12 protein-coding genes are annotated in these 14,736 nt (G+C 64.4%); 11 read left to right on the top strand and 1 reads right to left on the bottom strand.

What is annotated here, in order from left to right; translation table 11 throughout:
* The first annotated feature begins 37 nt into the window (after positions 1-37).
* The 8 genes from ACXU4B_RS00960 to ACXU4B_RS00925 all read left to right on the top strand — a co-directional run bounded on the left by ACXU4B_RS00960 (position 38) and on the right by ACXU4B_RS00925 (position 12,209).
* On the top strand, positions 38-721 hold the full coding sequence (locus ACXU4B_RS00960; RefSeq protein WP_131406890.1) for a nucleotidyltransferase family protein: 684 nt from the start codon (positions 38-40) through the stop codon (positions 719-721).
* 1 nt (position 722) lies between these two features.
* Positions 723-1,022, top strand: a complete 300-nt coding sequence (locus tag ACXU4B_RS00955) for a hypothetical protein (protein ID WP_131406888.1) — start codon at positions 723-725, stop codon at positions 1,020-1,022.
* 285 nt (positions 1,023-1,307) lie between these two features.
* Positions 1,308-4,205 (top strand): AAA family ATPase, encoded by a 2,898-nt coding sequence (locus tag ACXU4B_RS00950; RefSeq protein WP_131406886.1) that lies wholly within the window; start codon positions 1,308-1,310, stop codon positions 4,203-4,205.
* A 182-nt stretch (positions 4,206-4,387) separates the two neighbouring features.
* The gene (locus ACXU4B_RS00945) at positions 4,388-4,603 is read left to right on the top strand and encodes a hypothetical protein (protein WP_131406884.1); all 216 of its coding nucleotides are present in this window, start codon (positions 4,388-4,390) and stop codon (positions 4,601-4,603) included.
* Between the two features lie 99 nt (positions 4,604-4,702).
* The gene (locus ACXU4B_RS00940) at positions 4,703-6,220 is read left to right on the top strand and encodes an efflux transporter outer membrane subunit (protein WP_131406882.1); all 1,518 of its coding nucleotides are present in this window, start codon (positions 4,703-4,705) and stop codon (positions 6,218-6,220) included.
* 70 nt (positions 6,221-6,290) lie between these two features.
* Positions 6,291-7,358 (top strand): efflux RND transporter periplasmic adaptor subunit, encoded by a 1,068-nt coding sequence (locus tag ACXU4B_RS00935; RefSeq protein WP_458910870.1) that lies wholly within the window; start codon positions 6,291-6,293, stop codon positions 7,356-7,358.
* A complete protein-coding gene (locus ACXU4B_RS00930; protein WP_131406878.1) occupies positions 7,355-10,450 on the top strand; it encodes an efflux RND transporter permease subunit in 3,096 nt (1,031 codons plus the stop codon). Before ACXU4B_RS00935 ends, ACXU4B_RS00930 begins: the two co-directional genes overlap by 4 nt.
* 205 nt (positions 10,451-10,655) lie before the next feature.
* Positions 10,656-12,209: a cation:proton antiporter gene (locus ACXU4B_RS00925; protein ID WP_131406876.1), complete on the top strand. Its 1,554-nt coding sequence runs from the start codon at positions 10,656-10,658 to the stop codon at positions 12,207-12,209.
* 452 nt (positions 12,210-12,661) lie between these two features.
* On the opposite strand, the gene ACXU4B_RS00920 is transcribed toward ACXU4B_RS00925, so the two are convergent.
* On the bottom strand, positions 12,662-13,300 hold the full coding sequence (locus tag ACXU4B_RS00920; protein ID WP_131406874.1) for a TetR/AcrR family transcriptional regulator: 639 nt from the start codon (positions 13,298-13,300) through the stop codon (positions 12,662-12,664).
* 80 nt (positions 13,301-13,380) lie between these two features.
* Here ACXU4B_RS00920 and ACXU4B_RS00915 point away from each other — a divergent pair, with 80 nt between their 5' ends.
* The 3 genes from ACXU4B_RS00915 (at position 13,381) to ACXU4B_RS00905 (ending at position 14,660) form a co-directional block, all read left to right on the top strand.
* Positions 13,381-13,755, top strand: coding sequence for a Rossmann-fold NAD(P)-binding domain-containing protein (locus ACXU4B_RS00915; protein ID WP_131406872.1), 375 nt, complete (start codon positions 13,381-13,383; stop codon positions 13,753-13,755).
* A gap of 74 nt (positions 13,756-13,829) precedes the next feature.
* Positions 13,830-14,303, top strand: a complete 474-nt coding sequence (locus ACXU4B_RS00910; protein WP_131406870.1) for a hypothetical protein — start codon at positions 13,830-13,832, stop codon at positions 14,301-14,303.
* A gap of 69 nt (positions 14,304-14,372) precedes the next feature.
* Positions 14,373-14,660 (top strand): DUF1330 domain-containing protein, encoded by a 288-nt coding sequence (locus ACXU4B_RS00905; RefSeq protein WP_131406868.1) that lies wholly within the window; start codon positions 14,373-14,375, stop codon positions 14,658-14,660.
* The last annotated feature ends 76 nt before the right edge of the window (positions 14,661-14,736 follow it).

Here is a 14,736-nt window from a genome sequence, read left to right as displayed (position 1 = left end):
CTTGCGTCCGGTTTGCTTCGACAAGGCTTTGAGCTACATGCAACAAGAACTGCAGAGGGGCGATTCTCCGAGCCCAGGTACCACGAAGGTCGACCAGCTCGGCGGCCGCTTGCGGGTAGATGACTACTCCGATGAAGACCTGCTTCTGCTCGATCGGTTCAGACGCTCGCATGCGTTCGCTTACGAACACACCGTGAGAGCGATTCGGGAAGACTTGCGCCTGGCACCGACCGGACGCCCGGCCAAATCGACAAACGCGATTCGCGACAAACTCCACCGGTCATCCATTCGACTGAGCCAAATGCAGGACATCGCCGGATGCAGGCTGATCGTGGAAGATCGCCGCCGGCAAGACGCGATCGTGGCGGACCTGATGAGACTGTTTCCCGGAAGCACGGTGGTCGATCGGCGCGACAAACCGAGCCACGGTTACCGTGCTGTACACGTAATCGTTTGCATCGACGACAAGGCCGTGGAAGTGCAAGTCAGGACCGAGCCGCAGCATGTCTGGGCCGAGTATGCGGAAAAGCTCGCCGATACGATCGACCCGGCACTGAAGTACGGCGGAGGTCCGGAGGGCCCGAGAGCCATCCTCCGCGCACTTTCGAACGTCGCCCATTTCGTCGAGCAGATCGAGCTTGATGGCACTGGGCAGCATCAACTGTTTGCAGTCGCCATAGCGGAAGTCGCAAGCAAGCTTGCGGACTTGCATCGAGAATAAAATGCTGTTCCTGATCGAATATGACCGGTTACGTGGCGAGATCGTCAGCATGACCACTTACGCCAATGAGCAGCACGACCATGCGCATGATGCGCGACTGCAATTGGAGCTGCGCTTGCGTCGTGAAGTGGCCAAGCGGGAGGTCGTCATTATGGAGGCCGCCAATGAGGATGCTCTGCGCAAGACGCATGCTCGCTACTTCAAGTCGGCCCAGGCGCTGGTTCCCTCGACGCCCGGGATCGCCCCCGGAACCCACGGCAAGGTAGCGTCGCCTTCTGCCGAGCCTTTTGAGGCTGGGTGACACGCAGCCAGCCGGGCGAGGGTGCCTTTCCCGACTTCCCTCAATGAGATGCCCGTCTTCGCCCCGCAGCCTACGAAAGCGGGGGCGGAGATTGGTGGCGTTTGCCACTCCGTCATGGGAACCGTCATCAGCCTCACCTCATGTTGTCGGCGCGGACGCGAACGGATTCGATCTCCGAATGCCGGCAGGACCAGGAAGCCTCGCGCGTCACTGTTTGGCAACGGCCACGCTGATCAGATGTCGCAGCGCAAAGCTATAATTGTTACCAGAGCGTAGGAGATAAGCGTGACGCGTCCACACACTTATCCGAACCCGACCCGGATCCGGTTCGCCGAGTTCGAGCTCGACGAAGCCAATGCCAGCCTGTCGCGCAATGGCGAGTCGGTAGCGCTGGCGCCCACGCCCTTCACACTGTTGTGTGCACTCGCAAGTCAGCCGGGGGCGCTGCTGACGAAGGATGCCCTGCTTGATACGGTGTGGGGGCACCGCTTCGTCAGCGACTCGGTACTGAAGACGGCCATCAGCGACCTGCGCACGGCGCTGGGTGACAGTGCTCAGCAACCCCGCTACATCGAAACCGTGCCGCGACGCGGCTATCGCTTCATTGCCACGCTGCATCCCGCGACGGCGACGTTGCCCGCACCCGTCATGATATCGGCGGCGGGCGCGCGACCGTCGGCACCGTTCATCGGTCGCGCCGGCGCACTGGCAAGGTTGCAACGGGCGTGGGCGCTGGCGGGCGACGGCCGGCGCGCCCTGGTCTGGATCGCCGGCGAACCCGGAATCGGCAAGACGACGCTGATCGAGCAGTTCGTGGCCAGCGTTGACGGCGTGGCCTGCGCGCGTGGCCATTGCGTAGAGCATTACGGCACGGGCGAGCCGTACCTGCCGGTACTGGAGGCCCTGGCCGATCTGTGCCGCGGTGACGCCGCGCTGCCGTCGCTGCTGCGCGCCGTGGCACCGACCTGGCTGCTGCAGCTGCCATGGCTGAGCACCTCGGAGGAACGCGACGCGTTGCGGCGCGAACTCGTTGGCGTCGGCCCGGACCGCATGCTGCGGGAGATGGGCGAGCTGCTGGATCGCTATACGGAACAGCGGCCGCTGCTGCTGGTCACGGAAGACCTGCACTGGAGCGATCGGGCGACCATCCAGCTCATCGACTACATCGCCCGGCGACGCGGCCATGCGCGGCTGATGTGGCTGGCCAGCTTCCGCGTGACCGAGGTGGTGGCGCTCGATCACCCGCTCAATTCGTTACGGCACGAACTGCGCCTGCACCGCCTGTGCGAGGAAGTGGTGCTCGACCCCTTCTCGGAGACCGAGGTCGCCGATTATGTTGCGCAGCGTTCGGGCTTGCTCGCGCGCGACGAAGCCTTCGTGCGCGCCCTGCACGAGCGCACCGACGGCGTGCCCCTGTTCGTGTCCTCGGTCATCAGCGAAGTGATGGACCGCACCAGCGACGAGGCCACGATCGAGGCGCGGTTGACCGAAGTGGCGGTCCCCGAGAACCTGGCTGCCATCATCGACCACTACATTGCCAGGCTCGGGCAGGAGCAGCGCGCCCTGCTCTCGGCGGCAGCCGTATGCGGCGTCGAGTTCCGCATCGAGACTGTTTCGCTGACCCTTGAGCGCGACATGACTTCGGTGGCCCACGCTTGCGAGGAGCTGGTGCGCGAACAGATGTGGCTCAAGCAGTCGCTTACTGTAGGCAGTGACGAGGCGGCCGATCTGCCCTACGCGTTCCGGCATGCCCTCTTCCGCCAGGTGCTGTACGAGCGTACGCCGTCCTCGGTGCGCACCCGCCTGCACCGCCAGGTCGGCGTTGCCCTCGAGCACGAACGCTCGACGGGTGTGCCGGTCGCCGCGACGGAGCTGGCAATGCACTTCGACCGCGGGCGGCAGCCGATGACCGCCCTGTCCTATTACGCCGAAGCGGCGGAAGCTGCACTCCTGCACTTCAGTCCGGCCGCCTGCATAGGGCTCACGGAGCGCGCGTTGGCCGTGTTGCAACAGGCGCCGGAGGGGCCGCAGCGGGACGCGCTCGAGATCACCCTGGAAACCCTGCAGGGCGTGGCGGCCTTCCACTCGCTTGGCGTCGGCACCAAGGCCAGGAACGCGTTCGAACGTGCGTACACGCTGCTGGCGAATGCCCCCGAGCACCCGATGCGTGGACGCCTGCTGCACGGATTCGGCTATCTGCTGAGCCTCCACGGCGACTATGCACGGGCGCTGGCGGTGGCGGAGCGTGCCGAAACACTCTCGTCCGGGGCCGACGATCCGACGCTCATGCTGGCCGCCTGCATCGTGCACAGCGAAGTGCATCATCTGCAGGGCCAGTCGCATGCGGCGCGCTCGTGGATCGAGCGTGGACTCGCCTACGCCGAGTCATTGGACTTCGCGGCGAAGGAGATCTTCGTTGCCGATCCCCAGGTCACCCTGTTGGGGACGCTGGCTATCGAGCTGGTGCGTTGCGGCCTGGTCCGGCAGGCACGCACGCAAGTGCAGAGGGCGCAGGCGCGCGCAGTCGAGCTGCGGCAGCCGATGACGCGTTTGGTAGCCAACTGGCTGGAAGCACTGCTCGAGGTTCGCCTGGGCGATGCCGGGCGCGTCGCAACGCTGGCCGACGAAATGCAGGCACTGGTCGACGAGTTCTCCCTTGGGCAGGGCCGAACGGCGTGCCAGTGGTTCCGCGGCTGGGCGGACGCCTGGCAGCGAGATCCGCGCGGAGGTTATCGCCGGATCCGGGAGGCCTACGAAGAGAACGCCCGGTCCGGAATGTGCTCTGGCGCCAGCGAGGTGCTTGGGTATGCGGCGCAAGCCCTGCTGCTGGCCGGTGACATCGATGCTGCACAGGCCGAGCTCACCGCAGCCCTGCAGGTCGCGCAGGAGCTGGCCGAGCGCGTGTACCTGCCCCAGTTGTTGTTGCTCGAGGCGGCGATTGCATGGGCACATGGCCAGGCCGATGCCGGCGCTGTTTCCGCACGGCGCGCCATCGAGGAGGCGCGCTTACAGGAGGCGTCCTGGTTTGAATTGCTTGCCCTGGTCGAGTTGTGCGAACACCACGCAGCGACGGCCGAGGAGCGCGGCGCCATGCGCACGCTGGTCGGCAGGCTGCCCGAGGCTGCCGATACGGCCCTGGTGGGCAGGGCGCGTTCGCTGATAGAAAGGGCGAAGCCCGCCTGACAGTGTCACGCGGAGCCGAGCGCTCGCCTCTTGCCCTCACGCTCGGATCGTAAGCAACCGGTCGCCATTCGGCCCGGGTTGTTTTCGGGCGCACTCGCGACCGAATCACGACGGTTCGCTGACGACCTGGACGCCGTGCCGACCTAGGCTTTAACGCAGGTCATTTCATCTACAGGTCTGCGATGGTTCTCAACCCCGAATCCAAGTACCCGAACCGCCGTGCGTACGTGCTGAAGCTGCGTGGCGACGCCACGCCCGGGGCCCTCGTCGGCCGCCTGGAAAACCTCGTCACTGGATGCCAGCGCGAATTCTCGTCCGCCGAAGACCTGCTGGAGTCGATTGTCTTCGATCTCACCTCGGCGGTCGGCGAGGGCGCAGCGGACGCCACGGACCCGTGAGGGTCACAGCGCCGACCGAACGGCGACACAACGCTTACGACTTCGCCTGGGCCGCGCCCTACGCTGGTCGCACCCTCGATTTCACACAAGTCCATCCCCATGCCGCGACTTCCATCCGACTCTTCCCCGTCCGGCCGTGCCGGACAGAAAACCTCGCACCGTGCCGGTCGGTTGGCCGGCAAGGTCGTCGCGGCAACGCTGGCCGCGTCGATCGCACTGGTTCTTTCCGGCTGCACTGCACCGGTCTATCACCCAAAGGTAGACGTGCCTTCCTCGTTCGCTGCGGCCGATGCTTCCGGCATCGAGCCCGAATCCACCTGGTGGGAGACCTTCCACGATCCGGTGTTGTCCGACCTGGTTCGCCGCGCCGCGCAGGAGAACCGCGACATCAAGATCGCCGCCGAGCGCCTGAATGCCGCGCACGCCGGACAAACGGTCAGCCGGTCTTTCCTGTACCCCAGCGTCAACGCCGTCGGCGGGGGTCTCAAGCATGAAACCGGCTACAGCGATGCCATCAAGCAGGCCCTGCCGGATGCCAAGGGCTCCGGCGCGGGGCTGGACGTCTCGTGGGAGGTCGATCTCAGCGGCCGCTTGCGTGCGGGCGCGGCGGCGTCCGATGCCGATGCCATGGCTGCTGGCGACAACGTGCGCGGCGTGCGCCTGATGGTGATGTCCGACGTCGCCAGCAACTACTTCACCCTGGTCGGCGCGCTTCGACAGCTCGATACCTTGAGGGCGATTTCGGCCGCCTATGACGGGACGCTGCGCCTGGTCGAGGCGCGTTACCGCGTGGGTCTGGCGACGCAGTTCGACGTGGAACGCGCACGCACCGACGCCGAATCGGCGCGCGCCCAGATTCCGCCACTGGAAACGGTGGCGGCGGTATCGCGGCACCGCATCGCGGTGCTGATCGGCGACCAGGCGTTCAACGCCGATCGCATCGAGCCCTGGCAGGGCGACGTGATCGTGCCGGACATACAGCCCGGACAGCCCGCCGAGCTGCTGGAGCGCCGCCCTGACGTACTCGCGCTGATGGCCCAGCTCGACGCGGCGAATGCGCGCCGCCAACAGGCCAGGGCCGAATGGTTCCCGCGGCTCTTTCTCGGCGCGTCGTTCGGTCAGCAGAATCTGACCATGAACGGCGTCGGTCTCGGCGCCGCCCGCTTCACCAACGTGGCGGGCCTGCTCGCCATGCCTATATTCAACGCGGGACGCACCCAGGCAATCAACGACATCGCCAAGGCTGGCCAGAGCGAGGCGCTGCTTCGCGCCGAAGACGGCATCGTGCGCGCGCTTGAAGACGTGGAGAACTCGCTGGTCGCGCTTTCGGCTGAAAAGCAGCGTGCAGAGTCCCTGAATACCGCCGCCACTTCTGCCGAAGCGGCGCTGAGTCGTGCGCAATCGCTCTATGACCGCGGACAGATCGACCTGCTGCCTCTGCTGGATGCGCAGCGCGCCCGCCTCGCGGTGCGCCTGAGTGCCAACAACAGTCACACCCAACTGCTGCTCGACAGCGTGCAGCTCTACAAGGCGCTGGGTGGAGGCTGGCAGGTTTTCGAACCCTCCGTCGCCGGCTCCGCCACCACCGGCGCCAACCGTCCGCCGCATTCCCGATAACCCTTCGCCCCCAGAGGGAACCACCTTGAAGAACCCACTTACCGCGGCCGGCGCGCTGGCCATCACCGTGATGCTCTCCGCCTGCAGTTCGCACAAACCGCCGGCGCAGGCGCCCCGTCCCGTTCGCACCGTCGAGCTCCGCTACGACAACGCCCGCCAGGCCCACCGTTACGTCGGCACCGTGCAGTCACGCTACGAGGTGAACCAGGCCTTCCGGGTCGCCGGCAAGGTCGCCCAGCGCAAGGTGGATGTCGGCCAGTTCGTGCACGAGGGCGACGAGCTCGCCGTGCTCGACGACAACGACTACCGGCTGGCAGAAGAGGCGGCACGACAGGCCTTGGCCGCCGCGACGACGCAGGCTCGCCTGGCTGATTCGGACCAGCAGCGCTTGACTGCGCTGAAGACGGACGGCTCGGTCAGCAGCTCGGACGATGAGCGTGCGCAAAGCAGCGCGCGGCAGGCGCGGGCAAACGCCGAGGCCGCCCGGAAGAACCTGGAGCTTGCGCAAAACCGGTCCAGGTACACCGTGTTGCGCGCGTCCCGCAGCGGCCTGGTGACCTCCGTGGCATTCGAAGTCGGGCAGGTCGTCCCCGAGGGGCAACCGGTGGTCTCGATCGCCGACCCCGAGGCGGCCGAGATCGTCGCCGATGTGCCTGAAGATCAGTTCGCGACCTTCAAGGCGGCGCATTTCAAGGCGTCGCTGGCCAGCGCACCCAATGAGATCTTCGACGTCACGCTGAGGGAACTGGCGCCGCAGGCGGCAGCGCAGACGCGCACGTACCGTGCCCGACTGAAGCCGCTTGAAGCCCGGGGCCTGCCACTGGGCGCAACCGCCACGCTGCTGGCCGATCGCGTGATGTCGGGGACGCTCACGGCGACCATCCCTGCGACGGCGCTCACGCAGGACGGCGGCAAGCCTGCGGTGTGGGTGGTCAAGCCCAACGGCAAGCAGCCGTTGGGCACCGTTGCGCTCGTGCGCGTGACCGTGCAGGGCTATCAAAACGACGACGTGCTGGTTTCCGGACCGCCGGCCGGCGACCTGGTCGTTACCGCGGGAGTGCAGAAGATGGCGCCCGGCTTGCAGGTCGCACTGTCCGCCGCTCCTGCAGCTGAACCGAACACGGTGGCTGCGCGATGAAAAACTTCAACCTCACCGACTGGGCGCTGAGTCATCGCGCAGTCGTACTCTTCCTGATCCTCGTCCTGGCAGTGGCTGGTGTCATCAGCTTCACCAGGCTGGGCCAGCTCGAGGATCCGAACTTCTCCGTGCCCTCGATGACGGCGATGGTCATGTGGCCAGGCGCCACGGCCGAGCAGATGCAAAACGAAGTGCTCAACCCGATGGAGAAGAAATTCGAGCAGCTCGACCACTTCGAAAAGGTGGTGACCTTCGCCCGCCAGGGCTATGGCGGCATGACGATCACGGTGAAAGGTGGTACCTCCAAGGCGGATCAGCGTGAGGCCTGGTATCAGGCCCGCAAGAAGCTCCAGGATATCAGCCTGGACCTGCCCAAAGGCGTCATCGGGCCGGTCGTCAACGACGAGTACGGCGACGTCTATGGCCTGATGTACGCCATCAAGGGCGACGGCATCGGCCAGGACGAGCTGTCGGACACGGCCGAGACGATCAAGCGCCAGATGCTGCAGGTGCCGATGGTCAAGAAGGTGGACGTCATCGGCAAGCAGGCCAAGCGCGTGTACATCGAGTTTTCGCACGAGCGCCTGGCCGCGCTCGGCATCACGCCGGCGGCGATTGCCGAAGCCGTGCACAGCCAGAATGAGCTTCTGCCGGCCGGCTCGATCGATACCCGCAGCGACCGTGTCGTGGTGCGGATGAGCGGTCAGTTCAATAACCTGGACGACATCCGCAACGTGCCCATCTCGGCCGGTGGCCGGCAGATCAAGCTCGGCGACATCGCGACGGTCAAGCGCGGCCTGGAGGACCCATCCACCTACACCGTCCGCTACGACGGCCACCCGGTGCTGATGCTCGGGATCTCGATGACCAGCGACGGCAATGTCGTCCAGCTCGGCAAGGCGATGGAACAGGCCGTCGACAAGATCCAGTCCGAGCTGCCGTACGGTGTAGAGCTGCAGCAAGTGGTTGACCAGCCTACCGTGGTGAAAGACGCGGTGTGGGACTTCGAACGCTCGCTGATGGAGGCACTGGCCATCGTGATCGCGGTGAGCCTGGTAAGCCTGGGCTGGCGCACGGGCCTGGTCGTTGCGGCATCGGTGCCACTGGTGCTCGGCGGCGTCGCCATCGTGATGCTGGCGATGGGCTGGAACCTCGAGCGCATCTCGCTTGGCTCGCTGATCATCGCACTGGGCCTGTTGGTCGATGATGCGATCATCGCCATCGAGATGATGGTGGTGAAGATGGAGAGCGGATGGGACCGCGTGAAGGCCGCCGGCTACTCCTACTCGACCACCGCGATGCCCCGCCTGACCGGCGCGCTGATCACCACGGCCGGCTTCCTGCCCATTGGCATGTCCAAGTCCACCTCCGGCGAATACGCGGGCGGCATCTTCTGGATCGTCGGCACCGCGGTGCTGCTGTCGTGGGTTTGTTCCGGCCTGTTCACGCCGTACCTCGCGGTCAAGTTGCTGCCCAAGGACCTGGGCCAGCACGCTCACCACAGCGACCCGTACGACAGCAGGTTCTATCGCAAGCTGCGCGGCCTGATCGATCGGGCCATCGAGCGACGCTGGGTGGTGATCGGCGCGACGGCGATCGGGCTGGCGTTGGCGCTGGTGTGCGTGAAGCTGGTGCCGCAGCAGTTCTTCCCCAACAGCGATCGACCGGAGCTGGTCATCGACCTGCGCATGAAGGAAGGCGCCTCGTTCGAGGCAACCACCGCGCAAGTGAAGAAAATGGAAGCGGTGTTGGCGAAAGACAAGGATGTCGAGTTCTATACCTCGTACATCGGTGCCGGTGCGCCCCGCTTCTATCTGGCGCTCAATCCCGAGCTACCCAACCCCGGTTATGCCCAGTTCGTGGTGATGACCAGGAACCTGGAAACGCGCGAAAAGGTGCGCTTGCGGCTCATGGCCGCGGCAGACCCGCAGTTCCCGCAAGCCTGGGTGCGGGTGACCAGGCTGGAGCTTGGCCCGCCGGTCGGCTTCCCGGTGCAGTTCCGCGTCGTCGGCCCCGATACGCAGGTCGTGCGCCGGATCGCCCGCGAAGTGGAGCACGTGGTGGCCTCCAGCCCCAAGGTGCGCGACGTCCAGTTCGACTGGAATGACCCGGTACGCGCACTGAAGGTGGACCTGGATGAGGACAAGGCACGCGCGCTCGGCCTGTCGCCGGCCGACGTATCGCTGGTCACGCAAACCGTGATGAACGGCGCGACCCTTTCGCAGCTGCGCGAACACGAGGACCTGATTGACATCGTGGCCCGTGCGGTGCCCGAGGAGCGGTTGAATCTCGACACGCTGCAGGACATCAATCTCTATACCCGCCAGGGTACCGTGCTGCCGCTGTCGCAGGTCGCAAAGGTCAGCTACAAGCTGGAGGAACCGGTGCTGTGGCGTCGCAACCGTGACATGGCGATCACCGTGCGGGCCGATGTGCTGGACGGCGAGCAGGCCGTCTCGGTGACGCAGCAGATCGTGCCAATGCTGAAGGACATCGAGGCGAAGCTTCCTTCGGGCTATCGCATCGACGTCGGTGGCGCAGTCGAAGAGAGCAACAAGGCCAACGGTGCACTGATGGCAGTGGCGCCCCTGATGGGCTTGAGCATCATGCTGCTGCTGATGCTGCAGCTGCAGAACTTCTCCCGCATGGGGATGGTGATGCTCACGGCGCCGCTCGGAATGATTGGTGTGGTGCCTGCACTGCTGGTATTCCAGGCGCCCCTCGGCTTCGTTGCTATCCTTGGCATCATCGCGCTTGGCGGCATGATCATGCGCAACTCGGTAATCCTGATCGACCAGGTGCAGACCGAGATCGCCGAGGGCCGGGATCCCTGGAACGCGGTGCTGGATGCCGCCATCCACCGAACCCGCCCGGTCGTGCTGACGGCGCTGGCCACCGTGCTCGCGATGATCCCGCTCACGCGCAGCGTGTTCTGGGGCCCGATGGCGATCGCCATCATGGGTGGCCTCACCGTGGCGACGCTGCTGACGATCTTCTTCGTCCCGGCGCTGTACGCAGCATGGTTCAAGGTTCGCCGCCAGACCGAAGACGCGCCTGCACCGCTCCCGGCCTTGGTCGCGACCACACCCTGACCCATACCGAAGGGTTCTGGTCATGAACAAACGGTCGGTCAGCCGGAAGTCTGGATGGAGATGTTTCCAACTTTGATGAGGCCGCGGAAGTTGGCTTCGGCGTTACCAACGAAGGATCGGTTAGGGCGCGCGTACGTGCGCCCTAACCGCACTTGCCACCCCGCCTTCACATCACCGCATAGCTCGTCGGAAAATTCGCGATCCCATGCAAGTATTTGAAACTGTCCTTGCCCTGCTGCTTGGCGCAGCATTGGTCTCGTCACTGGCCAGGCGCCTGCACATCCCTTACCCCACCGTCCTCGCCGTGGGAGGCGCGCTGGTAGCCCTGCTCCCCCACGGGCCAAGCCTGGACTTTCCGCCCAGTCTCATCCTGGCCATCTTTGTTGCACCGGTGCTGATGGAAGCTGCCTTCAGCACCTCCCTTCGCGATCTTTGGGAGAGCTGGGATCACGTCCTGGCGCTGGTCGTGGTTGCCGTCGCCCTGACCACCGCGGCGGTAGCCGTCGTTGCCCGGTACCTCTTGCCCGGTATGCCGTGGCCGGTAGCCATCGCGCTTGGCGCCCTGCTTGCGCCACCCGATGCGGTGGCGGCAACGGCGGTATTGCGCCAGATTTCGCTGCCGCTTCGCATTCGCACGGTTCTGGAAGGAGAAAGCCTGCTCAATGACGCATCGGCGCTGCTGATTTACAAAGTGTCGGTTTCGGCCGTCGTTGCGGGAAGCTTTGGTTTTGCGCAGGTCATGCCCACGTTTGCTCTAGTCGTGCTCGGCAGCGTCGTGATTGGGCTGGTGCTTGCATGGCCTGCCAGCTGGCTCATGGAGCGATTCGAGGATGCGCCAAGTGCGGTGATCTTCCAGTTTGGACTGACATTCGGGCTATGGCTCGCGAGCGAGCACCTTGGCCTCTCCCCCGTCGTCGTCGTGGTCGCCTTTGCACTGACCCTCGCGCGCAAGGTCACCCATGTGGGGCCCGCCCATGTGCGATTGGCGTCATTCGCCATTTGGGACTCGGCCACGGTAATCCTGAATGTGCTTGGGTTCACCCTGATTGGGCTGCAGCTACGCCCCATTCTCGAGGCGCTGTCCCGACAGCAACGTGTCCACTCGTTGGCGATGGCACTCATCCTGCTGGCCGTCGTGATCGGTGTGCGCCTTGCGTTGGTGCTGGTGCATCACGTGATCAGCCGACTGCGGAACCCCAGCGACGTACGGACGTCGAGCTACACATCGAGCGCAGGGGGCGCACTCGCGGTCGGATGGTCCGGCATGCGTGGCATCGTGACACTCGCGGCCGCCATGGCGCTGCCCACCGGCTTCCCCTATCGCGATTTCATCCAGCTGACTGCGTTCGTGGTGGTGCTGGGGACGTTGTTGATACACGGGCTCACGTTGCGTCCCCTGCTCGGCCTTGTTCGCCTGCCACCCGATGACACCGTCCAGCAAGAGCTCGCTCGGGCACGGAAAACCGCACTACGGGCTGCGCTAGCCGAACTCAGGCACCATGACACAACAGCTGCCGAACGACTCAGGCAGGAGATTACCGAGGCGCTGCGTGGTACCCAGCCTGGCCTGGGGCCGGCGGGCCAACCTGAGGCCAGGTTACGACGTCAACTGGTGACCACGGCTCGCCTGACCATCGATGACCTGCGCAACACCGGCATCATCGGCGACGATGCGTACCGCCAGGTTGAAACGGAACTCGACTGGATGGAGCTGAGCGCCAGCGCTCCGATCGACCAGGGCCCCACGCCGTCGCCTTAGGATGACTGCGCCGCCGCATTCGGGTGACGCCAGCTCACCCGTTACGCCCACACCGGCCGCAATGCCACGTCCGGCTATCAAGCCAGCGAAAAGCCGGACGCAGAATCTTTGCCCTGAGCGGCCGAGTCGCATTGAGGGCAGACTCTCCCCTACCCCCGATAACGCCCCCTAATGACATTGTCCAGGCGCATTCCTACGGGCAAGTGTCTCCCGTTAGCTTCATGAGAAAACACACACCATGCGATCACATCGGCTCGTTTATCCATCAGGCGCGAAACGTACCTCGTTGACGCGATGAGGAATGCACAAACCATGGTTCTCTACAGACGCCATAGTCTTTGTAGGCGCACGGCCAGAATCACAAACCATGGGACGCTGAGGCGCTGCGACTATGGGGTTCTGTCCACGCTGCCACGTGGGATTGTGGGCATAGCACCCAAGTATGTACCCGATCAAGCATCAGGTGCCGCCTTGGCTGCGCGCTTTTTTGGACTTCTTGATGTAGCGCCCTTAGGAGGAGAGCTGGGCCAAACCGCCATGGCGACATCGATCATGCGATCGAGCATGATCGGGTCAGCGCCGGCTTGCGGGGAGTTCAATACGGCCTGCAGCACGCCGAGATAGTGCCACGACATGGCGTCGATATCGGCATCTTCGGCCAACTCACCCGCCACCACGCCTTCGCGCAGAAGGCCTGCAAAAATCTCACGCTGACGTGTCGCGGCATGCAGCGCGGCAGCCTGCCCATCACTGGAGAGCGCCGAGATTTCGGCACAACTGCGCCCGATCAGGCAGCCACCAGGTCGGCCGGATCGGTCCGGCAAGAACGCGCGGAGAATCGCCTGCAAGCGCCCGCGCGCAGTAGCCGCCTTGGCCGAGTTCATGCGCCGCAGGACGCGCTGCGTGTACGCCGCGAGAGCCTCCTGAAACAACCCATCTTTATCGCGGAATCGCTGGTAAAGGCTGGAGCGGGATAAGCCCGTGGCCTCCGTGAGGTCGCTGATCGCGGCGGCAGAATAGCCGTGACGCCAGAAGACCTCGATGGCCGCAGCGATTACGGCAGCTTCCTCGAATTGTGGCTTGCCGCTCATGACGCCTCCCTTGACATTCTGGACCGATCGTTCCACATTATGATGGAACGATCGTTCCACGATACACGGAGAACGTCAACATGTCGAACAGGATTCCATTGATAACGCGCAGGCCGCGCATTGCCATGGCGGGTGCGACGGGGCGCGTCGGCTCGGCCCTGACCGGGCCGCGCGCCTGGACCATGCGGCAAATTGCAGAACACCTGTCGATCCTGCTCGGCCGCACGGTTACCTATGGCCATCAATCGCGGGAGCAACAGCGCGCCGCGTTGTCAGCCGACGGCCTCGCGCCGCTGGTCGCCGATTTGTTGGTCGGACTGGACCAGATGTTTCGCGAATCCGCTCTTGAAGAGACTACCTCGACCGTCGAGGCGTTGACCGGCAAGCCTCCAAGAACGCTTCAACAATGGCTGGTCGAAAATATCGAGATCTTTCGCAACGATGCCCGGCCATAAGCGGGGCTGCGCTGGAAACACGCTGGGCGACGAATTTCTGATCTTCAACCATTGGCGGGAAATACGGAGTAGACATGTCCACGATTCACCTTCATCAGAGAACCACTTTGACGCCCGAGCAATACGTTCGCGCTCTCACCGATTTCGGGCCGGGTCGATCCAGGCTTTTTGGCAATAGCGCTGATGAGTACCTCAAGGTGCATCACCGCGGTCACACGGAAGCGGACGTGACGGAGGGTTCGAGCGGAATCTGGGAACGCCTGCACTACGACTGGTCAAATCTCAGCCGCGTCGTCCTGGTGACGACTGATTCCAACGTCTGGGACGGGACATCGAGGCACACCTACACCTTCGTGCGTCAGCCAAATGGCACCACCGATATTGACGTGGTCGTCATTCGGAACGGCAAGAACTTCAAGGGACGAATACTTGGTCTCATCCTCGGAACGGTCGGGAGGCAGGTTCTTGAGAGGGCCTTCAAAAACTCAGTGATCGCCATCGAAGCGCGCAATGCCACGGGTCCAGCTGCTCAGAGCACAGCCTGGTGATGCGGCCAGTGGCCGCGCCGCACGCTGAGCGTCTGCACAGCGCTAATTGACCAATAAGAGGAATTTCAAATGAAAGCCTACATGGTGGCAACGCTGACTGTTCACGATGAAGCGATGTTCACAGCGTATCGATCGCAAGTTGGGGACGCTGCCAAGCCGTTTGGCGGTCAGTTTCTCGCCGCTGGTGGCATGGTGACAGTGCGCGATGGCCAGTGGCAGCATCCCGTCACCGTGATCGCTGAATTCCCGTCACGGGAATCTGCGGAACGCTGCTATGAATCGGCCGCCTACCAGAAAATAATTGGCCTCAGGCTCGCGAGTACGAGCGGCAGCCTGGTTATCGTGGACGGAGTCTGACAAAACACCTGCGCGTGATCGACGACGCCACCATACTCGGCCCATCTTGCATGTATAGGCCAAGTTTGCGCCGCGG

The sequence above is a fragment of the Dyella soli genome, assembly GCF_054482295.1.
The sequence above is the reverse complement of the archived record's forward strand: the minus strand, read 5'-3'. Positions and strand labels throughout refer to the sequence as shown.